Origin of the sequence: Quadrisphaera sp. INWT6 (genome assembly GCF_015390235.1) — a bacterium.
In the GTDB taxonomy this organism is placed as follows: domain Bacteria; phylum Actinomycetota; class Actinomycetes; order Actinomycetales; family Quadrisphaeraceae; genus Quadrisphaera.
In genome coordinates this window covers 237,907-261,045 of record NZ_VUOH01000006.1, presented here as the reverse complement: position 1 = coordinate 261,045, position 23,139 = coordinate 237,907, and the positions used below count along the sequence as shown (strand labels likewise).

The following is a 23,139-nucleotide window of genomic DNA, read 5'->3' as shown; positions in this document are numbered from 1 at the left end:
TGGGTGTGAGTCAGACCACTCAGAACGGCGGTGCACCGCAGACGCGCTGTCGGAGGCGGCTGAGACAGTGGCCCCGTGACCGAGCCCGTGGCTGCGCAGGCGGACGGCGGTGACGAGCTCCTGCTCGACCTGCCCTCCGGGCGCGCCGCCGTGGCCGCCGTCAAGGGCCGCGTCAAGCGGGCCCCCAAGCCGCCGGAGCCGGTGGCGGAGGTCGACCCGGTGGTCCGCGTCGCCGTCGACGTCGGCCTGCCCCACCTCGACAGGGCGTTCGAGTACGCGGTCCCGGCGTCGATGGCCGAGACCGCCCAGCCGGGCGTGCGGGTGCGGGTCCGCTTCGCGGGGCAGGACGTCGAGGGCTTCGTCCTCTCGCGCGAGGCGGTCGCCGAGCACACGGGCCGCCTGGCCCCCCTGAGGGCCGTGGTCTCGGCGGAGCCGGTGCTCGACGCCGAGCTGCTGGGCCTGTGCCGCGCCGTCGCCGACCGGTGGGGCGGCACCCTGGCCGACGTGCTGCGCCTGGCGGTGCCGCGCCGCCACGCCACCACCGAAGGGCGCGAGCCGAAGCCGGTGGCCACCCCGCCGCCCGCTCCCGACCCCCGCGACCCCGTGGGCCCCTGGTCGCCGTACCCCGCTGGGCCGGCGCTGCTGGAGCGCCTCGCCGCCCCCGACCGGCCCGGGGAGCCGTCGCCCGCGGCGGGGGTGCGCGCCGTGTGGTCGGCGCTGCCGTCCCGCCCTCCCGCGCAGGACTGGCCGGCCGCCCTGGCCGTCGCAGCCGCGGCCAGCGCCTCGGCCGGGCGGGGCGCGCTGCTCGTCGTCCCCGACCACCGCGACGTCGAGCGGGTCGACGCCGCGCTGCGCGAGGCGCTCGGCGGCACCCGCGACGCTCCTCGGCACGTGCGCCTCACCGCCGACCAGGGCGCCGGGGCCCGCTACGCCGCGTGGCTGGCGCTGCGCCGCGGCACGGTCCGGGTGGCCGTCGGCACCCGCGCCGCCGCGCTCGCCCCCGTCGCCGACCTGGGCCTGGTGGCGGTGTGGGACGACGGCGACGACCTCCACTCCGAGCCCCACGCCCCGTACCCGCACGTGCGCGAGGTGCTGGCCCTGCGGGCCGAGCGCGCCGGTGCGGCGCTGCTGGTCGGAGGGTTCGGGCGCACCGCGGAGGCGCAGCGCTGGGTCGAGTCCGGGTGGGCCCGGGCCGTGGAGGCACCGCGCGAGGTGCTGCGTGCGGCGGCGCCGCGCGTGCTCCTGCCCGGAGACGACGTCGAGGCCGAGCGCGACGCCGCCGCCCGCTCTGCGCGCCTGCCCTCCCTGGCGTTCCGCACCGCCCAGCAGGCGCTCGCCGGCCGCCTGCCCGGGCAGCAGCGCCCCGGGCCGGTGCTCGTGCAGGTGCCGCGGCGCGGGTACCTGCTGACGCTGCGGTGCGAGCACTGCCGCGCCCGCGCCCGCTGCCGGGCCTGCTCCGGGCCGCTCCAGCTCACCGGCGCCGACGAGCACCCCACGTGCCGCTGGTGCTCCCGTGACGACCTGCAGTGGACCTGCCCCCAGTGCCACGGAGACCGCCTGCGCTCGGCCGTGGTCGGCGCGCGGCGCACCGCCGAGGAGCTCGGCCGCGCCTTCCCGGGCGTCCCGGTGCGCACCTCGGGGGGCGGCGCCGGCGTGCTCTCGACCGTGGAGGGTGAGCCCGCCCTGGTCATCAGCACGCCCGGCGCCGAGCCGGTCGCCGAGGGCGGGTACGCCGCGGCGCTCCTGCTCGACGGCTGGGCCGTGCTGGAGCGGGAGGACCTGCGCGCCGCCGAGGAGGCCCTGCGCCGCTGGGCCGCCGCCGCCGCGCTGGTGCGCCCGGCCTCCGCCGGGGGAGCGGTGGTGCTCCTCGCCGCGCAGGGGGTGCCGCCCGTCGAGGCGCTGGTCCGGTGGGACCCGGCCTGGCACGCCTCCCGCGACCTGGCCGAGCGCCGCGAGCTCGGCCTGCCCCCCGCTGCGGCGTTCGCGCGGGTCGACGGGCCCGCCGCCGCCGTCGACGCCCTCCTCGACCACCTCCAGCGCACCAGTGCGGAGGACGGCGGCCTGCCCGCGCACTCCGAGGTGCTCGGCCCGACGCCGGCCGAGCCCGACCGCCGCCCCGGACGCGAGCGCGACGACGCCGGGCCGCGGGCCTCCGCCCTGGTGCGCGTCCCCCTGGCGCAGCGCGCCGCCCTCGCCGCGTCGCTCCAGCACGCCGTCGCCACCCGGAGCGCCCGCAAGGACCCTGGCGGCCTGCGGGTGCAGCTCGACCCCGACCACGTCGGCTGACGCCCCGCGACGGCAGCGTCCGGCAGCGTCCGGCAGCGTCCGGCAGCGTCCGCGGGAGCCCGGTGGCGCTGCTGCAGGACGGGGTCCCCGAACCCCGTGACCGATGACCGGAACCCCGTGATCGACTCCGGTCGTCATCGGTGGGCGGGCGGGAGCCCCGCCGGGAGTCATGGGCATCGGGTGCTCCGGACGGGCGACCCCGCACGCCGACACCCCCCGCCACGGCTCGGCCCGCGCCGATCAGGCAGCACGAGCCGCGCCAGCGGCACCGAGAGGAGATGGCTGTGAAGCTCCACGTGGTCGTGCCCGCCGCCGTGCTGCTGTCGATCGCCGGTGCCGCCGCCGCGTACGCCGCGCCGGAGGACCCCGACACCACCCGGACGGCCGCCGTCGCCGAGACGGCCCCCGTCGCCGAGACCGCGGCGGTGGCGGAGACCGCACCGGTCGCCGGGGTCGCCACCACCGCCGGGACGGCCAGCACCGCCGAGGTCGGGGAGCGGGGCAACGCCGGGACCACGGCCTCCACCGCCGCCACCGCTGACCGGGCCGACACGGCGGACACCGCTCCCACCGCCAGCCGGGCCCTGGTCGACGTCACCGCGTCCGTCGGGACGGCGGGCACGGCGGGCACCCCCGGCGCGACCGGCACCGCGGGCGTGGTCGGCCTCACCGCCGACGTCGCCGGGGTCGGTGGGATGGCCACCGCCGGGACGGCGAGCCTCGTCGCCGGGGTCGCCGGCATCGCGGACACCGCGACCACCGGTGTCGCGGGGGCCACCGCCGGCCTGGCCACGACGGCCGGGACGGCCACCACCGCCGTCACCGCGACGGTGGGCGGGGTCGCGGGCGTGGCGGCCACCGCGGGGCTCGCTCCCACCGGGACGGCCGGCCTGACGGCGACCGTGGCGGTCCCGGGCATCACGGCGATCACCGCGACCGTCGCCCCGACAGCCCTGGTCGCCGACATCGTCGGCGGCGTCGGCGGCGTCGGCGGGCTCGTCGGCGGCCTGCTCGGCGGGGGCAGCGGCGGCTGACCTGGGGCGTCCCCCCTCCGGGGCGGTCCTGCGACCGCCCCGGAAAAGGTAGCCTCGGCGAACCGGTCGACGTCGACCGCGTCGGGGGGCGGAGGTCGGGCGTGGTCGCTGCGGTGCTGTGCGAGCAGCTGGTGCGCATCCACCGCAGCGGCACCACCGAGGTCCAGGCCCTGCAGGGCCTCGACCTGCGCGTCGAGCCGGGCGAGGTGGTCGCCGTCGTCGGGGCGTCCGGGTCGGGCAAGTCGACCCTGCTCAACGTGCTCGCGGGCACCGACGCGCCCAGCGCGGGGCGCGCCACCGTGGCGGGGCACGAGCTGGCCGGCATGACCGCGGGGCAGCGCGTCAGGTACCGCCGCGAGGTGGTGGGCGTGGTGTTCCAGCAGGCGGCCCGCAACCTCCTCCCGCACCTGACCGCCGAGCAGAACGTGGGCCTGCCGATGGCGCTGGCCGGCACCGGCCGCCGCGAGCGCGCCGCGCGGACCCGCGAGCTGCTGGGCGTTCTCGGCGTCGCGGGGGTCGCGGAGCGCCGTCCCGCACAGTCCTCCGGTGGTGAGCAGCAGCGGGTCGCGCTCGCCGTCGCCCTGGCCAACCGACCGGCGGTGCTGCTCGCCGACGAGCCCACCGGCGAGCTCGACACCACCAGCAGCCGCGAGGTGCTCGCCGCGCTGAGCACCGCGAGCACCGAGCTGGGCACCACCGTGCTCGTGGTGACGCACGACCCGGGCGTCTCCGAGCAGGTCGCCCGCACGGTGGCGATCCGCGACGGGCGCACGAGCAGCGAGGTGCTGCGCCGCACCGAGGTGGACGACGACGGCGCCGCCCGCCTGGTCTCCGAGGAGTTCGCGGTGCTCGACCGCGCCGGTCGCGTGCAGCTGCCGCGCGAGCACCGCGAGGCGCTGGAGCTGGCCCACCGGGTGCGCCTGGCGCTGGAGGCCGACCACATCGCCGTCCGGCCCGCTGACCGGCCCGGCCGGTGACCGGGCCCGTGGGCGACCCGCTGGTGCGGGCGCGCGGCGTCGCGCTGACCCGCGGCTCCGGCCCCGCCGCGGTGCACGCGCTGCGCGGTGTCGACCTCGACCTGCACCCCGGAGAGCTGGTCGCCCTCGTCGGCCGGTCCGGCTCGGGCAAGTCGAGCCTGCTCAGCGTCCTCGGCGGCCTGCTGCGCCCCGACGCCGGCGAGGTGGTGGTCGACGGCGTCGACGTCGTCACCGCCGGGGAGGACGAGCTGCTGCGCCTGCGCCGCGACGTCGTCGCCTTCGTGCTCCAGGGGTTCGGGCTGCTGCCGCTGCTCACCGCCGCGGAGAACACCGGCCTGCCGCTGCGGGTGCGCGGCGTCCCCGCCGACGCGCGGGAGCGCCGGGTGGCGCAGGTCCTGGAGCTGGTGGGCCTCGGCCCGCACGCCGCGCAGCGGCCCGCGGAGATGTCGGGGGGCCAGCAGCAGCGCGTGGCCGTGGCCCGGGCGCTCGCGGGCTCGCCGCGGCTGCTGCTGGCCGACGAGCCCACCGGCCAGCTCGACGCCGAGACCGGACGCACCGTGCTGGCGCTCATCAGGGGGGTGGTCGAGGCCGAGGGGACCTGCGCGCTGGTGGCCACGCACGACCCGGTCGTCGTCGCCCTGGCCGACCGCGCGGTCCGCATCAGCGACGGGCACCTGCTCCCCGAGCACCCCGGTGCCTGACCCGTCCGGTGGGCTGCTCCGCGGGCGCCTCGACGGGGTGCTGACCGGGGCCCTGGCCCGCGCCCGCGCGCAGGCGGGGCTCCTGGCGACCGCGACGGCGCTGCTCCTGCTCGCCACGACCCTGACCGCCACCAGCGCGCACCTGCTCACCGACGGTCAGGACGCCGCCCTCGCCGTCGCCCTGGCCGCCGCACCCGCCCGGGAGACCACCGCCCTGGCGCGCCTGGCCCTCGCCGGCGGGACCACCGGTGCCGAGCAGCAGCAGGTGCTCGACGACGCCGCCGACGTGCTCGCCTCGGGGGCGTCTCCCGCACCGGCGCAGCGGTCGACGACCTGGACGAGCTCGGCCCGCTACCTCGACCCGGCCGGCGGCCCCGCTGTCGGCGCTGGTGACCGCGACCTCGACAGCGGCACCCTCGCCGCCCTCGGCTCGTTCGACGCCACCGGCGGGCTGGCCCTCCACGCCGACCTGGTCTCCGGGCGCTGGCCGGACGCTCCCGGGGGGTCGGGGGCGGGGACGGCGCTGGAGGTGGCGGTCCCCGACGCCGCGACCGGCGTCCTGCCGCTCGGGGCCACGGCGGTGCTGACCCCGGCGCCCGCTGACGAGAGCGCCACCGCACCGCTGACCGCGGTGGTGGTCGGCACCTACCGCCCGCGGCCGGGAGACCTGCTGTGGCGGCTCGACCCGCTGCGCGGCGCAGGCACCACGACGGCCGCCGGCGTGCCCGGGACCAGAGGTCGCGTGCAGCGCCCCGCGGTCGGTCCGCTCCTGGTCGACCCGGCGGCCCTCGCCGCGCCCGGCGCCCCGGCGGCCCTCACCGCGGCGACCGGCGGCGCCGTCGTCGTGCCCGACCTGGCCGACCTCACCCCGAGGCGGGCCCACGACCTCCTCGCCGGTGCGGCCCGGGCTCCCGCCCCCAGCACCGCCGTGCGCGACGCCCTCGGCGCGCGGGTCACCGCCGCCTCCACCAGCGCCGCCCTGCCCGGCCTCCTCGAGCGCGCCGCGGCCCAGCAGCGCACCGCCGGGGCCGGGCTGCTCGTCGCCGCGGTGGCCGGGGCCGGGGCGGCCCTCGTCGCGCTCGCCGCGCTGGCCCAGCTGCTCGCCGCGCGCCGCCGCGACGAGTCGGTGCTGCTCGCCGTGCGGGGAGCCTCCCCGCGCCAGCAGCTGGCGCGCGACGCCGCTGAGCTGCTGCCGCTGGTGGCGGTCGCCGTGGCCCTCGCGGTGCCCCTGTCCGCCCTGGCGGCGGGCGGGCTGCTCGGTGCGGTCATCGGCGCGGGCACGCCTCCTCCCGGCGGGCTCGCCGGTGGGGGGACGGCGCTCGCGGCGGCTGCGGCCACGGGGACGGTGGCAGCCGTCGTGGTGCTGCTCGTGCTCGCCCGGGGCCGCGCCGCCGGGGTGGGCGGTGCGGCCGGCGCGCCGGGGCGCGCCACCAGGGCGCCGGTGCGCGGACCCCTCGCCCGGTCCGGCGCCGACGTGCTGCTGCTGGCCGTGGCGGCGGCCGCCGCGTGGCAGCTGCGATCCGACGGGTCCGCCGCCGGCAGCTCGGCGACCACCGGGGTGGCGCTGGTGGCGGCTCCCGCGCTGGCGCTGCTGGCCTCGGCGCTGCTGGGGCTGCGGGTGCTGGGCCTGCTGCGCCGGGTCGGTGAGCGCACCGCGCGCCGCAGCCCGGGCGTCTCGCGGGCCGTGGCCGGGTGGGCCCTGGCCCGCGGACCCCTCGCCGGCGCCACGGCGGCGCTCGTGATCCTCTCCGCCGCCACCACCACGACGGCGCTGGCGTGGCGCGCCGCGTGGACGGCGTCGACGGCGCAGCAGGTGGCGGCGGCGCAGGGGTCCGACGTCGTCGTCGAGACGCCCCTCACCAGCGACGACGGCCCTGGTGGCGGGGCTGGTGGCGGGGCTGGTGGCGGGGCTGGTGGCGGGGCTGGTGACGGGGTGGGCGCCCTGCGGACGTCCGCCGCCCTCGCCGCCGCCACCGGCCTGGCGCCCTCCCCGGTCGCCGTGCTGCGGGTCGCCCTCGGCACGCGCTCCGCCGCCGGCCCCGTGTCCCTGGTCTCCGCCCCCGCGGACGGCGCGCGGGGGCTCCCGGCCGCCCGGCAGCTGGACGGCGAGGAGCTCACCGGCCCGGCGCTGCCCGCGGGGCCGGTGCGCCTCGCGGTGAGCGGGCGGGGCGCGCTCGACGGCGGTCTCACGACCCGCCTGCAGCTGCCCGAGCTGCAGGTGGTCCCCTCCCTCCTGGTCCGCGACCCGCGGGGGGTGCTCGCGGTGCTCGACGGCACCCCGGTGGTGCTCGACGGCGAGGCGCACGACATCGCCCTGCCCGCCCCGGGCGCCACCGGCTCCCTGCAGGTGGTGGGCGCGTGGCTGCGGGTGCTGCCGAGCGCGGACGCCGACCCCGACGACCCCCTCGCCGTCGTCGAGCAGCGCCTCCAGGTGCGCCTCGACCTGCCCGGAGCGCAGGCCCCGCCGGGCGCAGCCGCTGGGGCGGCCGGCTGGAGCACGACCACCGGGGGCGACGGCGCCGAGGGGGCGCTGAGCAGCACCTCCGTGCAGGTCGAGCCCTCGGGCGCCGGCGGGTCCGCGAGCGGGGGCCCCGCCGTCGTCGTCAGCGCCCTGGTGCGCCCGGCGGGTCTGCCGCAGACCGGGGCCGTGGTGCGGGCGCAGTCGCTGCCGGCCCCGAGGCGCTGCCGGTCCTCGTCTCCCCGGAGCTGGCCGACCAGGTGGGTGCCCGGACGGGGCAGCAGGTGGCGGTCGTCGTGGGGCAGCTGCAGGTGGTCGCCCGGGTCGTGGGGGTGGTCCCGGCGGTGCCGGCTGCGCCCGGCGAGCCCGCGCTGCTGGCCGACGTCGACGCCCTCGACGCCGCGCTGCTGGCCGGCGGCGTGGTGCCCGCCCCCGACCGGTGGTGGCTCAGCTCCCCGAGCAGCGCCCCGAGCAGCGCCCCGAGCAGCTCCGCGAGCGGCTCCCCGGGCGGCCCGCTGGACGCCGAGCGGCAGCGCGCGGCGGTCGCTGCCGTGGAGTCGGCCGGGCTGGGCACCGCGACGGGCCTGGTGCAGGCCACCGCCGACGCGCAGGACGCACCGCTCGCAGCGGCCCTGAGGGCGGGCTGGGCCCTGCTGCTCGTGACGGCGGCCGCGGCGGCGCTGGCGGGACCGGCCCTGCAGGTGGCCGCCGCAGCACCCGACGACGCCCGCACGAGCGCCCGGCTCGCGGTGCTGGGGGTCCGCCGTCGCGAGCGGCTGCGGGTGGTCGTCGCCCCGCGGGCCCTGCAGCTGCTGCTCGCGCTGCTCGTCGGGGGGCTGGCCGGTCTGGTGGTCGCCGCGGCGGTGGTCCCCGCACTGGTGCGCGCGCCCGACGGCGGCCTCCCGGTCCCCGGCGCGGACGCCGCCCTCGTGCTCCGCGCCGCCCTCACCGGTGCGCCGCTGCTGCTGGCGGCCGGGGTGCTGGGGGTGCTGGTGGTGCTCGTCGCGGTGCCGCTGCTGGTCTCCGGGGTGACCGGCGTCGTGGCCGCCCGCCGGGGTGGTGGCTCGTGAGCCCCCGAGGACGACGACCGGGGGAGCCGACCCGGACGGGGGCCGTGGCACGGGTGCGCCGGGCGCTGCACCCCTCGCCGGTGTCGGTGGCGCTGCGGCGCACCGCGTCCGACGCGGGTCTGCACGTCGTCACCGCGGTGCTCCTGGCGCTGGCGGTCGCGCTCGCCGTCGTCGTCCCCGCCGGGGTCGAGGACGCCGCCGACCGCGCGGTGGCCGCGGCGGCGGCCGCCCCGGCGAGCGACCCGACGAGCGACCCGACGAGCGACCCGGAGCGCGCCGCCGTGGTGCTCGAGGTGCCGCTGGGGGAGTCCGCCGCCGACCTCGGCGTCACCGCGGACACCCTCGACGGTGCGGTCGCGGCCCAGGCCCGCGCCGTCGGGCAGGCGGTCCCGGGGGTGCTCGGCGAGCCGGTGGCCGCCCTGTCGGTGGCGCGCCTCGGCACGGTCCTGGCCCGCGGCGAGCAGGGCCTGACCTCGCTGCGGCTGGTCCACCCCGTGCGGCCGGCCGCGGACGGCGGAGAGCCCCAGGTGGTGTGGACCGCCGGTGGCCCGGCCGGCCCACCGCCGCCCTCCGGAGACGACGGCGGGGGGCTGTCCCTGGCCGTCGGCCTCGCGGAGCCCGTGGCCACCGCCCTCGGCGTGGGCCCCGGCGACCGTCTGCCCGCGGTGCTCGGCGGCACCGGCGGGTCGGCGCTCGACGTCGTGGTCAGCGGCCTGTTCACCCCCGCCGACGCCGACGACCCCGCCTGGCGGACCGCTCCCGGGCTGCTCGCCCCCCGCACCACCGGCAGCGGGCCGACCGCGGCCACCGACGTCGCGGCGCTCGTCGACGACGCGCAGGTGCCCGCCCTGGTGGCCCTGCCCGCCGCCCTGCCGGTGCTGACCACCGCCCTGCCGGTGCGGCCGGCGGCCCTGCGCGCCACCAGCGCCGCGACCACTGCGCGGGCCCTGGCGGCCCTGGAGGCCGCGCCGCCCGCCCAGCTGCCCGGCGTCTCCGGAGCACCGGCCCGGCTGCGCACCGACCTCGACGACCTGCTCCGCGACGCCGCCTCCCAGGTCGCCGCCGCGCGCGCCCGGTCGGTGGTGCTGCTCGCCTCGCTGCTCGCGGCGACGGCCGCCCTCGTGGTGCTGGCCTCCTCCCTGCTCGTCGCCCGCCGCTCCCGCGCGCTCGGGGTGCTCCGCACCCGGGGGGCGCCGCTGACCGCCACGGCGGTGGAGGCGGCGGTGGAGGCGGCAGCGGTCGCACTGGTGGCGGTGCTGGTGGGCCTCGCCCTCGCCACCCCCGTCACCGGCTCCCCCCTCACCGGCAGCGCCGCACCGGGCCCAGCACCGGGCCCAGCGCTGGTCCTGCTGCTGGTCCCGCTGCTGGTCCTCGCCGTCGCCGCACCCGCCCTGCTCTCCGCGCTCGCCGCGGCGGCCGTGGACGGGACCGCCCGCCCCACCGGTCCCGTCCACCCCGGCGACCGGCGCGCCCGCGCCCTGGCGCTCGACGCCGCGGTGGTGCTCCTCGCGGTGCTCGCGCTGACGGCGCTGGTGACGTCCGGCACGGGTGGCCCCCCGAGCACGGGTCCCCTCGCCGCCGCGGCCCTGCCCCTGGGGGCGCTCGCCGCGGCCCTGGTGGGGCGGCGGCTGCTCCTGCCGCTGCTGCCACCGCTGCGCACCCGCGCCGCCCGCCGCGGCGGCGCCGTCGCGCTGGTCGCCGCGTCGCGCCTCGAGGCCGCCGCGCGGCGCACCCCGGTGCTCGTCGCGCTGGTCCTCACCACCAGCGGGGCCGCCACCGCGGTGCTCCTGGCCGCCGCCCACCGGGCCGCCCCCGCGTCCGGGACCGCGGCGCCGGCGCAGGCCGCCGCCGCGGTGCTGGCCCTCGAGCTGCGCCACCTCGCCGTGCTCGTCGCCGCGGCGCTCGCGGTGCTGGGGGCGCTCGCCGTCGTCCTCGACGCCGTGGCCACCGAGCCGCAGCGCCGCACCGAGGCGGCCGCCACCGCGGTGCTCGGGACGCCCCGCGCGGCGGTGCGCTCGCTCGCGGTGGCCGAGCTGGTGCCCCTGGCCGCCGCGGGCGCCGCGCTGGGGGTGCTCACCGGTGCGGCGCTCGCGGCGGTCGCCGCGGGTCCGCTGGGGCTCGGCGCCGTCGGACGGCCAGCGGCAGCGGCGTGGGCGCTGGTGCCCGCAGCCGCCGTCGTCACCTGCTCCGTGCTCACCGCCGTGCTCGCCTCGCGGCGGACGCCAGCCGTCAGCGGCCGGTCGGTACCGTGACCCGGTGCGCCTCGTCTTCGCCGGGACCCCGGCCGTCGCCGAGACGGCCCTGGAGGCCCTGCTGGCCTCCGACCACGAGGTGGTCGGCGTCGTCTCACGCCCCGACGCCGTCGCCGGCCGCGGCCGGCGCGCCGTCCAGAGCCCGGTCACGGTCAGGGCGCTGGCCGCCGGGCTGCCGGTGCTGCAGCCCCGCAGCGCCCGCGACCCGGAGTTCCTCGCCGGGCTGGCCGAGCTCGCGCCCGACTGCTGCCCCGTCGTCGCCTACGGCAACCTCCTGCCGCGCGCCGCGCTCGACGTCCCCCCGCTGGGCTGGGTGAACCTGCACTTCTCCCTGCTGCCCGCGTGGCGCGGCGCGGCCCCGGTGCAGCGCGCCGTCATGGCCGGCGACGACGTCACCGGCACCACCACCTTCCTCCTGGAGGAGGGCATGGACACCGGCCCCGTCCTCGGGACGACGACGACGGACGTGCGGCCCCGCGAGACCTCCGGCGAGCTGCTCGGGCGCCTCGCCGCCGACGGCGCGCGGCTGCTGGTGGCCACCCTCGACGGGCTGGAGTCCGGGGCGCTGGTGCCCGTGCCGCAGCCGTCCGAGGGCGTCAGCCACGCCGCCAAGGTGACCGTCGAGGACGCCCGCGTCCGCTGGGACGAGCCCGCCTTCGCCGTCGACCGGCGCGTCCGCGGCTGCACCCCCGCTCCTGGGTCGTGGACCACGGTGGTGCGCGGTGAGGATTCCGCCGGCGGTGTCGAGCGCCTGAAGCTCGGGCCGGTCGAGCCGCTGTCCCCGGTCTCGCTGGCCACCGCGCCGGGGTCGCCGCGCCTGGCGCCCGGCGAGCTGCGCGTCGAGGGGCAGGAGGTGCTCGTCGGCACCGCCACCACGCCCGTCCGCCTCGGGGAGGTGCAGCCCGCCGGCAAGCGGGCCATGCCCGCCGCCGCCTGGGCCCGCGGAGCCCGCCTCGAGGGCGGGGAGGTGCTGGCGTGAGCGAGCGTTCCGGCCCCCCGCAGCGTCCCCAGGGCCCGCAGCGGCCCCAGCGCTCCCAGCGACCCGGCGGGCGCGGCGGTCCCGACCGCTCCCGGCCGTGGACGGCGAGCCGCCCCGCGGCCCGCCCCCGCACCGGCGATCCCGCCCGCCGCGTCGCCTTCGACGTGCTGCGCGCCGTCGAGGAGCAGGACGCCTACGCCAACCTCGTGCTGCCCCGCCTCCTGCGCGAGCAGCGCCTCGACACCCGCGACGCCGCCTTCGCCACCGAGCTCGCCTACGGCGCGCTGCGCGGCCGCGGCACCTACGACGCCGTGCTCGCGGCCTGCGTCGACAGGCCCCTGGACCAGCTCGACCCGCCCCTGCTCGACGCCCTGCGCCTGGGGGCCCACCAGCTGCTGGCCACCCGCGTGGCCCAGCACGCCGCCGTCTCCGAGACCGTGGCCCTCGTCCGCGGCGCCGTCGGCACCGGCGCCAGCGGCCTGGCCAACGCCGTGCTGCGGCGCGTCGCCGCCCGCGACCTCGCCGCCTGGCTCGACGAGGTCGCGCCCCCGAGCGAGGGGCCCGGAGCCGACCCGGTCGGCGCTCTCGCCGTCCGCGAGAGCCACCCCGCGTGGGTGGTCCGCGCGATGCGCGAGGCGCTCGTGGCCGCCGGCCGCCCCGCGAGCGAGCTCCAGGCCCTGCTCGCGGCCGACAACGCCCGCCCCCTGGTCGCGCTGGCGGCCCTGCCCGGTCTCGCCACCGCCGAGGAGCTGGTGGGAGCCGGTGCGCAGCCCGGCCGCTGGTCGCCGGTGGCAGCCGTGATGCCCGAGGGCGACCCGGCCTCCCTGCCCGCCGTCCGCGCCGCCCGCGCCCGGGTGCAGGACGAGGGCAGCCAGCTCGCGGCCCTCGCCCTGCTCGCCGCGCCGCTGCTCGGCTCCGGCGGCTCAGGCGCCTCCGGCGGTCCTGACGAGCGCTGGGCCGACCTGTGCGCCGGCCCGGGCGGCAAGGCCGCGCTGCTCGCCGCCAGCGCCGCCGAGCGCGGGGCCCGGCTGCTCGCCGTCGAGGTGGCCCCCCACCGCGCGAAGCTGGTCCAGCAGGCGCTCGCCGGGGTGCTCGCCGAGCACCCCGGGACCGTCGAGGTGGTCGCCGGTGACGGCCGCGCCGTCGGCGAGGAGCGCCCCGGGCAGTTCGACAGGGTCCTCGTCGACGCCCCGTGCACGGGCCTCGGCGCGCTGCGCCGCCGCCCCGAGGCGCGCTGGCGGCGCACCCCCGCCGACCTCGCCGAGCTGGCCCCCCTGCAGCGCGAGCTGCTCTCCTCCGCGCTGGAGGCCGTGCGCCCCGGCGGCGTCGTCGCCTACGTCACGTGCAGCCCGCACCCCGCGGAGACGCAGGCCGTGGTCGACGACGTCGTGCGGCGCCGCGCCAGGGCCGGTGAGCCCGTCGAGGTGCTCGACGCCCCGGCCGTCCTGCGCGAGCTGGCCGGTGTGGAGGACGCGGGCACCGGGCAGCGGGCCCAGCTGTGGCCGCACCTGCACGGCACCGACGCGATGAGCACGAGCCTCCTGCGCCGCCCCCTCTGACCCGGCCCTGACCCGGCTCTTCCGACCCGCCCGCCCGACCCGCCCGCCCGCCCGGCCCGCACCCGGGGCCGGCGGGACTGCTCCGGAACGGTGATCATCAGCGCCGGTCGTCGAGCCGCGTCGTGGGCGACCGATGGAGCGGTGTGGACGCAGAGGGACCCGCCCGGGCCGGGTGGAGGACGAGGCGCTGGATGGCTGCTGCCGTCGCCCTCTTCAGCCCCACCGTCGTCGGGCTCCCGTGGGGCACGGAGACCTGGCACCTCGTGCTCGGGGTCCTGGGCCTGGTGGCCCTGTGCGCGGCGACGGTCGAGCTCGCGTGCGAGCACCGGCGGATGGTGTCCACGCACAGCTGGCTCGACGCCACCGGTGGGGTCCTCGGGACCGCCGCCGTCCTCATCACCTTCGCCGGTCCTCCTCTGGAGCGCGCGAGCGGGATGGACGCGGTCGAGCGGCTCCTGACCCTCGGCTGCCTCAGCGGCCTGGTCGCGGTGACGGGCCTGGTCACCGCGCTCCTGGTGGACGTCGGGGCGGGGGCGGACCGCCGCGTCGTGCTCCTCGCCACCGGTGCCTGGGCCCTGCTCGCCGCCGGGGCCTCCTACGTCACCGGCCTCGCCGGCCTCCTCGACGTCCCGCTGCTGGTCGACGCGGCCGTGGCCGCGGTCGGGTGCGCGGGCGTGCTGCTCGCCCTGGTCGTGCCGCCTCCTCCCGGCCTGCGGCCGAGGCCCAGCAGCTCGGGCCAGCGGGCCGTGGGCAGCTTCGTGGTCGTCGGCGAGGCGGCCGTGACGCTGCTGATGTCCACGCCCGACTGGAGCGCGCGGGTGGCCGTGGTCGTCGCCGTCGGGGCGCTGGTCTCCGCCACCGCGCGCCTGGGGCTCCTCCTGCGCGACGTGACCTCCCTGCACGCCGCTCGCGAGCTCGCGATGACCGACGAGGTCACCGGCCTGGGCAACCGGCGCGCGCTGCTCGCCGACACCGCCGCGCTGCTCGAGCGGGCGCGCTCCGCCGCCGCCTCCGCCGACCCCGGTGCGGGCGCTGCGCTCCTGGTGCTGGACGTCGAGGGGCTCCACGCCATCACGGACGTCTGGGGCCGCGAGGTGGAGGACGACCTGCTGCGCCAGGTGGGGGCCCGCCTGGCGCCCACCGCGCGCGCGGCGCGCATCGACGGCGGCGTCTTCGGGGTCCTGCTGCCCGGTGCGGGCGCCGAGCAGGCGCTGGCCCTGGCCGGGGTGCTGCGCGACCTGCTGTCCGAGCCCGTCGCCCTGCCGCAGGGGACCGCGAGGCTGCGGGTGGCGGCGGGCGTCGCCCTGCTGGTCGTAGGGCCCGGGGACCGACCCGCCGCGGGCGGGGACGCGGCCGTCGACGCCCTGCGCCGCGCGGAGGCCGCAGCCACCTGCGCCCGCGCCCTCGGCGGCGAGCCCGTGCTGCACGACTCCTCGCTCGACGAGGCAGCGGCCGCCCGGGCGGAGCTCGCCGACGCCCTGACCCGCGCGGTCGAGACCGAGCAGCTGGTCCTGCACTACCAGCCGCAGCTCGCGCTCGGCGGTGCCGTCGTGCAGGGCGCGGAGGCGCTGGTGCGCTGGCGCGACCCGGAGCACGGGCTGGTGCCGCCCGACGTGTTCGTGCCCCTCGCCGAGGAGCTCGGCCTGCAGTCCCGGCTGACGCGCTGGGTGGTCGGCGAGGCCCTGCGGGAGGTCGCGCGCTGGCGCGCCCAGGGGAGCTCGGTCCCGGTGTCGGTCAACCTGTCCCCGAGCGACCTGCGCCCCGAGCTGGTCGACGACGTCGCCCGGGCGCTCGTCGCGGCCGGCGTCCCCGGGAGCTCCCTGGTGCTGGAGATCACCGAGACCGGCATCGTGTCCGACCCCGACGGGGCGGCCGTGGTGCTGACCGCCCTGGGCGAGCTGGGCGTCGAGATCAGCATCGACGACTACGGCACCGGGTACTCCTCGCTGTCGCTGCTCATGGCGCTGCCCGTCACCGAGCTCAAGATCGACAGGGTCTTCGTCAGGGACCTCGACACCGACGCCCGCAGCGCCGTCGTCGTCCGCACCACCGTCGACCTGGCCCACAGCCTGGGCCTGCGCGTGGTGGCCGAGGGGGTCGAGACCGCCGAGGTGCTCCAGCGGCTGTGCGAGCTCGGCTGCGACGTGTCGCAGGGGTACCTGCACAGCCGCCCGCTGCCCGCGGAGGACGTCCGCGCCTGGCTGCTCGACGGCGTGCAGCGCGCGGCCCGGCAGCCGGTCCAGCAGGTGGTGCGGCAGGTGGCGCAGCAGGTGGTGGGCGCCGCGGCGGTCACCGGCGCCTAGGGTCGGCGGGTGGCCGTGACCATCGCCCCCAGCATCCTGTCCGCCGACTTCGCCAACCTCGAGGCCGAGCTCGGGCGCATCGCCACCGCCGACTGGGCCCACGTCGACGTGATGGACGCGCACTTCGTGCCCAACCTCACCCTCGGCCTGCCCGTGGTGCAGCGCCTGGCGCAGGTCAGCCCGGTCCCGCTCGACTGCCACCTCATGATCGCCGACCCCGACCGCTGGGCCCCCTCCTACGCCGAGGCCGGCGCCCACTCGGTGACCTTCCACGCCGAGGCGGCTTCGGCGCCGGTCCGCCTGGCGCGCGAGCTGCGCGAGCGCGGTGCCCGCGCCGGGCTGGCCCTCAGCCCCGCGACGCCGGTCGAGCCCTTCCTCGACTGGCTGGGCGAGGTCGACATGGTGCTCGTCATGACCGTGGAGCCCGGCTTCGGCGGCCAGAGCTTCCTCGACGGGTGCCTGCCCAAGCTGCGCCGCCTGCGCCGCGCCGTCGACGAGCACGGCCTGGAGGTGCGCCTGCAGGTCGACGGCGGCGTCTCCGCCGAGACCGTCGAGCGCTGCGCCGAGGCCGGTGCCGACGTCTTCGTGGCCGGGTCGGCCGTGTACGGCGCCGACGACCCGGCCGCCGCCATCGCCGACCTCCGCCGCCTCGCGGGTGGGTGAACCCTCCTCCGGGGGGACGACGCCGGCGGACCCGGGCACCTAGGGTCGCCGCGTGGACCTGACCCCCGTGCTCGTTCCGGTCGTCGCCATCGGCCTGCTGGTGATCGTCGTGCTGGTGGTGGTCTTCTCCATCGCCCGGCGCTACAAGATCGCCAGCCCGTCGGAGGCGTTCATCGTCACGGGCCGCAAGGGCAAGGCCGTGACCAACCCCGAGACCGGGCAGGTGTCCACCGACCTGTCGGGCCAGCGCGTGGTGATGGGCGGCGGCGTCTTCGTGAAGCCGCTCGTCGAGCGCGTCCACGTGCTGTCGCTGAGCAGCCGCCGGATCTCGGTGAAGATCGGCGGCGCCGTGTCCAAGCAGGGCATCCCGCCTCAACCTCGACGCCGTCGCCATCGTCAAGGTGGGCGGCTCGGAGGACAACGTCCGCGCCGCCGCGCAGCGCTTCCTGCACCAGCAGGACGAGATCGAGTCGTTCACGCAGGAGGTCCTGGCGGGCTCGCTGCGCTCCATCGTCGGCACGCTGACGGTCGACGAGATCATCCGCGACCGCGCCGCGTTCGCCGCGCAGGTGGCCGAGGAGTCCATCTCGTCCCTGTCCAACCAGGGCCTGGTGCTGGACACCTTCCAGATCCAGGACGTCTCCGACGACACCAACTACCTGCGCGACCTGGGCCGCCCCGAGGCCGCCGCCGCGGCCCGCAACGCCGCCATCGCCGAGGCCGCCGCCCGCCGCGAGGCCAGCCAGGCCCAGGCCAAGGCCGACGAGGCCATCTCCGAGAGCCAGCGCGACCTCGACCTGCGCCGCTCGGCGTTCAAGGCCGACACCGACCGCGCCGCCGCCGACGCCGAGGCCGCCGGCTCCCTGGCCAAGGCCGAGCGCGACCAGGAGGTGCTCACCAGCCAGGAGCGCGTGGCCGAGCGGCAGGCGGCGCTGACCGAGCGCCAGCTCGACACGCAGGTCCGCAAGCCGGCCGACGCGGCCCGCTACCAGGCCGAGCAGGAGGCGCAGGGCCGCCGCAACGCCGAGATCTTCCAGGCCGAGGGCGCCAAGGCCACCGCCATCGCCGAGGCGGAGGCCGAGGCCGAGCGCACCCGCCTGGCCACCGCCGCCAACGCCGAGCGCGCCAGGAACTTCGCCGCCGCGGACGCCGACGCCGCCCGGCTGGCCGCTGCGGCCGCCGCCGAGAAGGTGCGCCTGGAGGGCGAGGCCGAGCTCAGCCGGCGCTCCGCCATCGCCAACGCCGTCCGCGCCGAGGGCGAGGCCGAGGCCGCCGCGATCCGCGCCAAGGGCGAGGCCGAGGCCGAGACCCAGCGCCTGCGCGCGGAGGCCTTCGAGCGCTACGGCCAGGCCGCCACCACGCAGATGGTGGTCGAGGCGCTACCCAAGGTGGCCCGCGAGCTGGCCGCGCCGATGGCCGCCATCAGCGACCTCACGGTCATCTCCACCGACGGCGCGAGCGCGCTGTCCAAGGGCGTGGCGACCAACCTCACCGAGACCCTGGAGCTGGTGAAGCGCACCACCGGCGTCGACGTCGGCGCCCTCCTGCGCCGCAGCACCGGCTCGGTCGCCTCCACCGCGTCGACGACCTCGACGTCGGCCCCCTCGCAGGCTGACGACGCCGCGTAGGGTGGTGCCCCTGTCGATGGTCCCGATCTCGGAGACGACCACGGGGGTCCAGCGGTGAGGAAGTCGGCGGCGGTGCCGCTCGTCATCACGTCGTCCCTGGCGCTGGCCCTCGCGGGATGCTCCTCGGACACCTCGAGCAGCGGCACCGCGGGGCCGGCCACGGCCAGCCCCGGCACCTCCGCCGACGACGCGCAGTACCAGGGCGTCTGCGTCGACCCGGCCACCGGCCAGCGCGTCGACGACGACGTCTGCGACGACGACGACGGCAACGGCGGCTACCACGGGGGCGGCGTCGGGTCGGGCCTGCTCTGGTACTACTTCCTGCGCGGTCGGTCCTTCCCCGCTGTCGGGTCGCCGGTCAGCACGTTCCGCGAGGGCAGCGACTACGTCCGCACCGTGCCGACCGGCACCAGCTACGTCTCCGGGGGCGCCGACCGCAACGGGGGCACCGTGTCGTCGGAGAGCCTGCGCACGGCGTCGTCGTCGTCCAGCGGGCGCGTGCTGAGTGCGTCGGAGTCGGGTAGCACGGTGCGCGGCGGGCTCGGCAGCGGCTCGAAGGCCGGCAGCTGACGTGCGGCGCATCCGCACGACGCCGCGCCCCGGGTGGCGCGAGACCGTGGAGTCGCAGGGGCTCGTCTACCCGATGACGCCGGCGCGCAACGGGCTCGGCGAGCAGGAGTACTGGTTCGAGCGGGCCGCCTACGTGCTGGGCGCCGACGAGGTCGACCACCTCGAGGGCGTCACGGAGCGGGCCCACGAGATGTGCGTCGAGGCCGCCCGGTACCTCTGCAGCGGCGCCCTGGGAGACCTGGGCCTCCCGCCGGGGGCGCTGGAGGCGGCGCGCGCGTCGCTCGCCGCTGCGCCGCCGTCGCTGTACGGGCGCTTCGACCTCCGCTTCGACGGTCGCGACGACCAGCCCGCCAAGGTGCTCGAGTACAACGCCGACACCCCCACCGGCCTCGTCGAGGCGAGCGTGGCCCAGTGGTACTGGCTGCAGGACGTCGCCCCCGAGCTCGACCAGTGGAACTCCCTGCACGAGCGGCTCGTGGAGGCCTGGCGGGGGATCCGCCAGCGCAGCGGCCGGTCCGTGCTGCACCTGGCGCACCTGGGCGCGGAGACCTCCGGCGAGGAGGAGATGACCGTCGGCTACCTGCGCGACTGCGCCCAGCAGGCCGGGTGGGACGCGCGCCAGCTGCAGGTCGAGCAGCTCGGGTGGAACCCCGACGCGCAGCGGTTCGTGGGGCTGCACGACGACGTCGTCGAGGTGCTCTTCAAGCTCTACCCCTGGGAGGACGTGCTCGCCGAGGACTTCGGCGCCCACGCGCTGACCACCCTGGAGCAGGGCTCGACGCTGTGGCTGGAGCCGCTGTGGAAGGCGGTGCTGTCCAACAAGGCGCTGCTCGTGGCCCTGTGGCGGTGCTTCCCCGGACACGAGAACCTGCTGCCGGCCTCGATGGACGCCCCCGACGGCATGACCGAGTGGGTCAAGAAGCCCCTGCACGGGCGCGAGGGCGACAACATCGAGGTCTCCTCCCGCGACCTATCGCTGGTGCAGCCCGGTGACTACGGCGCCGAGGGCTTCGTCTACCAGCAGTACGTGCGCATGCCCGACTTCGACGGCAACAAGGCCGTGGTCGGCTCGTGGGTGGTCGACGGGCGGGCCGCCGGGTGCGGCATCCGCGAGAGCGACTCCCCGGTGACCGACTACTTCGCGCGCTTCGTGCCGCACCACATCGACGGCCCGGCGCCCAGCCCGGCCCAGCGCGAGCAGTGGCTCGGCGAGTGATGCACCAGTGATCGAGCAGGAGGTCCGGTGGACGAGATGACGGTCGGGTTGGCGGCGGCGGTCGGGGCCGCGGCGGCGTACACGGCGGTGGGGCTCGGGCTCCTGCTCGTGGGCTTCTACGCCCTCGACCTCGTGGTCCCCGGCCGCCTGGCGCAGCGGGTGTTCCGCGACGCCGAGCCGGGAGCCGCTCTCGTCACCGCCGCGGGTGCCCTCGGCGTGGGGCTCATCACCTTCACGACCATCTGGCGCAACGCCGACGCGGGCTTCGGCGCGGCCCTGCTGTGGACCGTGGTGTTCGGGCTCGTGGGCATCGTCATGCAGGCGCTGGCGCTGTTCGTGCTCGACCTCCTCACCCCCGGCAGGCTCGGCGAGCTGGTCTGCGCCCACCTGCCGTCGGGGGCCATGCACCCGGCGGCGTGGGTGACGTCGGCCTTCCAGCTGGCGATGGCGGGCGTCGTCGTCGCCTCGGTCGCCTGAGCACCCCCTCGATCGGCCGGACGGGCGGGCCGGGGGCAGGGGCCGTCGGGCCGGTCGGGGGTCGGCCCTAGGCTGGCGGCTCGTGAAGTCGTTCGAGCAGCTCTTCGCCGAGCTGTCCGCCAAGGCCGCCGAGCGCCCCGCCGGCTCCCGCACCGTCGCCGAGCTCGACGCCGGCGTCCACGCCATCGGCAAGAAGCTGGTGGAGGAGGCCGCCGAGTCGTGGATGGCCGCGGAGCACGAGGGGCCCGAGCGCGCCGCTGAGGAGATCTCCCAGCTGCTCTACCACGCACAGGTGCTCATGATCGCCTCCGGTCTGGGCCTCGACGACGTCTACGAGCACCTGTGAGCAGCACCCAGATGAGCACCCAGCCCCTGCGGATCGCCGTCCCCAACAAGGGGTCGCTGTCCGAGCCCGCCGCCCAGCTGCTGCGCGAGGCCGGGTACGCCACCCGCCGCGAGGGCCGCGAGCTCGTCCTCGCCGACCCGGAGAACGGCGCGGAGTTCTTCTTCCTGCGCCCGCGCGACATCGCGCTCTACGTGGGCTCGGGCACCCTCGACGTCGGCATCACCGGCCGCGACCTGCTGCTCGACTCCCGCGCGGAGGCCGAGGAGGTCATGCAGCTGGGCTTCGGCGCCTCCACCTTCCGCTTCGCCGGTCCCGCCGCCCAGGTCTCCGACGGCCTCGACGTCACCGGCCTCGAGGGCAGGCGCATCGCGACCAGCTACGCCGGCCTCGTGGAGGACCACCTCGCCGCCGCCGGGGTCAGCGCCTCCGCCGTCGTCCGGCTCGACGGCGCCGTCGAGACCGCCGTGCAGCTGGGGGTGGCCGACGCCATCGCCGACGTCGTCGAGACCGGCTCCACGCTGCGCTCGGCGGGCCTGGCGGTCTTCGGCGAGCCGATCCTGCGCTCCGAGGCCGTGGTCATCACCCGCCGCGACGCCGGTGCCGAGGGCGGCGCGCACCGCCCCGCCGGCCTGGAGGTGCTGCTGCGGCGCATCCAGGGCGTGCTCGTGGCCCGCCAGTACGTGATGGTCGACTACGACGTGCCGCGCGAGCACCTCGACGCCGCCTGCGCGCTGACCCCGGGCCTGGAGTCGCCGACGGTCGCGCCGCTGGCCGACCCGGCCTGGGCCGCCGTGCGCGCCATGGTGCCCCGCGCGGGCACCAACAAGGTGATGGACGACCTCTACGACCTGGGCGCCCGCGCCATCCTGGTGACCACCATCCACGCCTGCCGCCTGTGACCTCCCCGTGAGCACGTCCGACGCCGAGCTCTACGCGCCGTTCCGCCCGGTGCGCGGTCGCCGCGTCTCCCAGGTGGTCGCCGTCGTCGCGGTGCTGTGGGGCATCGGCCTCTCGGCGCTGGTGTGGGGGCTCACGCCGGGTGACCGCGCGAGCTTCATCGGCACTGGGCTGCTGGTCGCGGCCTTCTGCGTCCTGCAGGCGCGCGTGGTGGCCGTGCCCGACCGGGACGGGCTCTTCGTGCGCAACCTCGTCAAGCGGCGGCGGCTGGAGTGGGCCGAGGTCGTGGGCGTCTCGTTCGGCGGCGGCCGCCCGTGGGTGCAGCTCGACCTCTCCGACGGCGACACCCTCGCCGTCATGGGGATCCAGCGCGCCGACGGCGCCCTGGGCGACGCCGAGGCGAAGCGCCTGGCCACCCTCGTGGCCCTGCACAGCCGCTGACCCCCTCCCCGCGGAGACGGGCACAGGGGCGCTCCCAGGGACGGGACGTACCGTGCAGCGGTGCCCGCCGCCCCGCACCGCCGGGCCGCCGCCCTGCGCTGGGCGGCCGTCGTCTGCGGCACCGCGCTGCTGGTCACCGCGGCGCTGACCGGCAGGCCGGCGTGGAGCGCCGGCGGCTCCGCAGCCCCCGACGAGGGCGTCGAGCAGGTCCTGGCCCGCGCGGCCGCGTCGGCCGGCGTCCCCTTCACCGGCACCGCCACGAGCAGCGGCGCCCTGGGCCTGCCCGACCTGCCGCGCCTCGGCGACGTCGCCGCGCTCGTGGGCGAGAGCACCCGCACCCGCACCTGGTGGGCGAGCGAGCAGAGCTGGCGCACCGACGTCCTCACCACCACGGGGGAGCGGGGCCTGTACGCCTCCGGCGGCCAGCTGACGGGGTGGGACTACGAGCGCGACGTCCTCACCACCGGCGCGCCGCTGTCCGGCGCCCGGCTGCCCCGCGCCTCCGACCTGCTGCCCCCGGCGCTCGCCCGCTCGCTGCTCGCCGGGGCGACGCCCGACGACGCGGCGAGCAGGGCCACCGGGCTCGGCGAGCGCGTCGTCGCGGGCCGGCTGGCCGACGGCGTGCGCCTGCGCCCCGACGCGCAGGAGGCCGACCTCTCGACGGTGGACCACGCCGACCTCTGGGTCGACAGGGCCACCGGGCTGCCGCTCGCCGTCGACGTCGTCGACGTGGTGGGCGGACCCGTCATCGCCAGCTCGTTCGACCAGGTCACCCCCACGAGCCCCGACCCGGTGGCCCTCACCGTCCCCGCGCCGCAGGGCGCCACCGTCCGCACCGCCGAGACCGACGTCGCCGCCGGCGCCGCGACCGCTGCGCCGTGGCTGCTCCCGACAGACCTGGCGGGGCTGCCGGCCCTGCAGGACCCGAGCTCCGCGGGCGCCGTCGCCTACGGCACCGGGCTGCTGCGCCTCGCCGTCGTGTCCCTGCCCGTCGACCAGGGCCGCCAGGCGCTGCGCGCCGCCGAGGCCGCCGGCGCCGGTCCCCTCGAGCCCCCGGCCGGAGACCTCGACCTCCAGGCGCGGACGGCGCTCGTGCGCGCCGGTGCGCTGAGCGCCGCCGTCGTCGTGGTCCCCGGGGCGCGTGGCGACGGCGGGGGCCGCGCGTACCTCGTCTCCGGCGCGGTGCAGCCCGAGCTCCTCAGCCGCGCCGCCGCCGAGCTGACCACCGACCCACCGGAGCGCCGCCCGTGACCCGCCCCGTGACCCGCCCCGTGACCCGCCC

At 78.7% G+C, this 23,139-nt stretch carries 18 protein-coding genes and 1 pseudogene; all 19 read left to right on the top strand.

Annotation, left to right across the window (positions count from 1 at the left end; genetic code table 11):
* Positions 1-75: 75 nt before the first annotated feature.
* The 19 genes and pseudogenes from F1641_RS18580 to F1641_RS18490 all read left to right on the top strand — a co-directional run bounded on the left by F1641_RS18580 (position 76) and on the right by F1641_RS18490 (position 23,108).
* Complete coding sequence (locus F1641_RS18580) at positions 76-2,286, top strand: primosomal protein N' (RefSeq protein ID WP_206691466.1); 2,211 nt, start codon at positions 76-78, stop codon at positions 2,284-2,286.
* Between the two features lie 284 nt (positions 2,287-2,570).
* Entirely contained in the window at positions 2,571-3,320 is a 750-nt protein-coding gene (locus F1641_RS18575; RefSeq protein WP_194907969.1) for a hypothetical protein, read from the top strand.
* Positions 3,321-3,421: 101 nt separating this feature from the next.
* Positions 3,422-4,297 (top strand): ABC transporter ATP-binding protein, encoded by an 876-nt coding sequence (locus tag F1641_RS18570; RefSeq protein WP_194907967.1) that lies wholly within the window; start codon positions 3,422-3,424, stop codon positions 4,295-4,297.
* Complete coding sequence (locus tag F1641_RS18565; RefSeq protein ID WP_206691465.1) at positions 4,294-4,998, top strand: ABC transporter ATP-binding protein; 705 nt, start codon at positions 4,294-4,296, stop codon at positions 4,996-4,998. The genes F1641_RS18570 and F1641_RS18565 overlap by 4 nt, the downstream gene beginning before the upstream one ends.
* Positions 4,991-8,092, top strand: coding sequence for a hypothetical protein (locus tag F1641_RS18560; protein ID WP_194907965.1), 3,102 nt, complete (start codon positions 4,991-4,993; stop codon positions 8,090-8,092). The genes F1641_RS18565 and F1641_RS18560 overlap by 8 nt, the downstream gene beginning before the upstream one ends.
* Positions 8,008-8,526, top strand: a complete 519-nt coding sequence (locus tag F1641_RS18555) for a hypothetical protein (RefSeq protein WP_194907963.1) — start codon at positions 8,008-8,010, stop codon at positions 8,524-8,526. Before F1641_RS18560 ends, F1641_RS18555 begins: the two co-directional genes overlap by 85 nt.
* Positions 8,527-8,570: 44 nt before the next feature.
* Entirely contained in the window at positions 8,571-10,778 is a 2,208-nt protein-coding gene (locus F1641_RS18550; RefSeq protein WP_194907961.1) for a hypothetical protein, read from the top strand.
* A gap of 4 nt (positions 10,779-10,782) precedes the next feature.
* A complete protein-coding gene (fmt, locus tag F1641_RS18545; protein WP_194907959.1) occupies positions 10,783-11,757 on the top strand; it encodes a methionyl-tRNA formyltransferase in 975 nt (324 codons plus the stop codon).
* On the top strand, positions 11,754-13,316 hold the full coding sequence (locus F1641_RS18540) for a transcription antitermination factor NusB (protein ID WP_194907957.1): 1,563 nt from the start codon (positions 11,754-11,756) through the stop codon (positions 13,314-13,316). Before fmt ends, F1641_RS18540 begins: the two co-directional genes overlap by 4 nt.
* A 191-nt stretch (positions 13,317-13,507) precedes the next feature.
* Complete coding sequence (locus tag F1641_RS18535; protein WP_194907955.1) at positions 13,508-15,619, top strand: bifunctional diguanylate cyclase/phosphodiesterase; 2,112 nt, start codon at positions 13,508-13,510, stop codon at positions 15,617-15,619.
* Between the two features lie 9 nt (positions 15,620-15,628).
* The gene (gene rpe / locus F1641_RS18530; RefSeq protein WP_194907953.1) at positions 15,629-16,282 is read left to right on the top strand and encodes a ribulose-phosphate 3-epimerase; all 654 of its coding nucleotides are present in this window, start codon (positions 15,629-15,631) and stop codon (positions 16,280-16,282) included.
* Positions 16,283-16,340: 58 nt separating this feature from the next.
* A pseudogene (locus F1641_RS23555) lies at positions 16,341-17,910 on the top strand (flotillin family protein).
* A gap of 54 nt (positions 17,911-17,964) precedes the next feature.
* Positions 17,965-18,480 (top strand): hypothetical protein, encoded by a 516-nt coding sequence (locus F1641_RS18520; RefSeq protein ID WP_194907951.1) that lies wholly within the window; start codon positions 17,965-17,967, stop codon positions 18,478-18,480.
* Between the two features lie 46 nt (positions 18,481-18,526).
* Positions 18,527-19,696, top strand: a complete 1,170-nt coding sequence (locus F1641_RS18515; RefSeq protein WP_206691462.1) for a glutathionylspermidine synthase family protein — start codon at positions 18,527-18,529, stop codon at positions 19,694-19,696.
* A gap of 36 nt (positions 19,697-19,732) precedes the next feature.
* Positions 19,733-20,173, top strand: a complete 441-nt coding sequence (locus tag F1641_RS18510) for a DUF350 domain-containing protein (protein ID WP_255515120.1) — start codon at positions 19,733-19,735, stop codon at positions 20,171-20,173.
* Positions 20,174-20,255: 82 nt separating this feature from the next.
* Positions 20,256-20,519 carry a phosphoribosyl-ATP diphosphatase gene (locus F1641_RS18505; RefSeq protein WP_194907948.1) on the top strand — a complete coding sequence of 88 codons (264 nt, stop codon included), beginning with the start codon at positions 20,256-20,258 and terminating at the stop codon, positions 20,517-20,519.
* Between the two features lie 11 nt (positions 20,520-20,530).
* A complete protein-coding gene (gene hisG, locus F1641_RS18500) occupies positions 20,531-21,418 on the top strand; it encodes an ATP phosphoribosyltransferase (protein ID WP_194907947.1) in 888 nt (295 codons plus the stop codon).
* A gap of 7 nt (positions 21,419-21,425) precedes the next feature.
* Positions 21,426-21,857 carry a PH domain-containing protein gene (locus F1641_RS23550; RefSeq protein WP_194907946.1) on the top strand — a complete coding sequence of 144 codons (432 nt, stop codon included), beginning with the start codon at positions 21,426-21,428 and terminating at the stop codon, positions 21,855-21,857.
* A gap of 60 nt (positions 21,858-21,917) precedes the next feature.
* On the top strand, positions 21,918-23,108 hold the full coding sequence (locus F1641_RS18490; RefSeq protein ID WP_194907945.1) for a hypothetical protein: 1,191 nt from the start codon (positions 21,918-21,920) through the stop codon (positions 23,106-23,108).
* Positions 23,109-23,139: the final 31 nt, after the last annotated feature.

What these genes read in the sequence shown, in the direction of transcription:
- F1641_RS18535 (WP_194907955.1), top strand. Translation starts at nt 13,508, where the DNA reads ATGGCTGCTGCCGTCGCCCTCTTCAGCCCCACCGTCGTCGGGCTCCCG.
- F1641_RS18510 (WP_255515120.1), top strand. Translation starts at nt 19,733, where the DNA reads ATGACGGTCGGGTTGGCGGCGGCGGTCGGGGCCGCGGCGGCGTACACG.
- hisG (WP_194907947.1), top strand. Translation starts at nt 20,531, where the DNA reads ATGAGCACCCAGCCCCTGCGGATCGCCGTCCCCAACAAGGGGTCGCTG.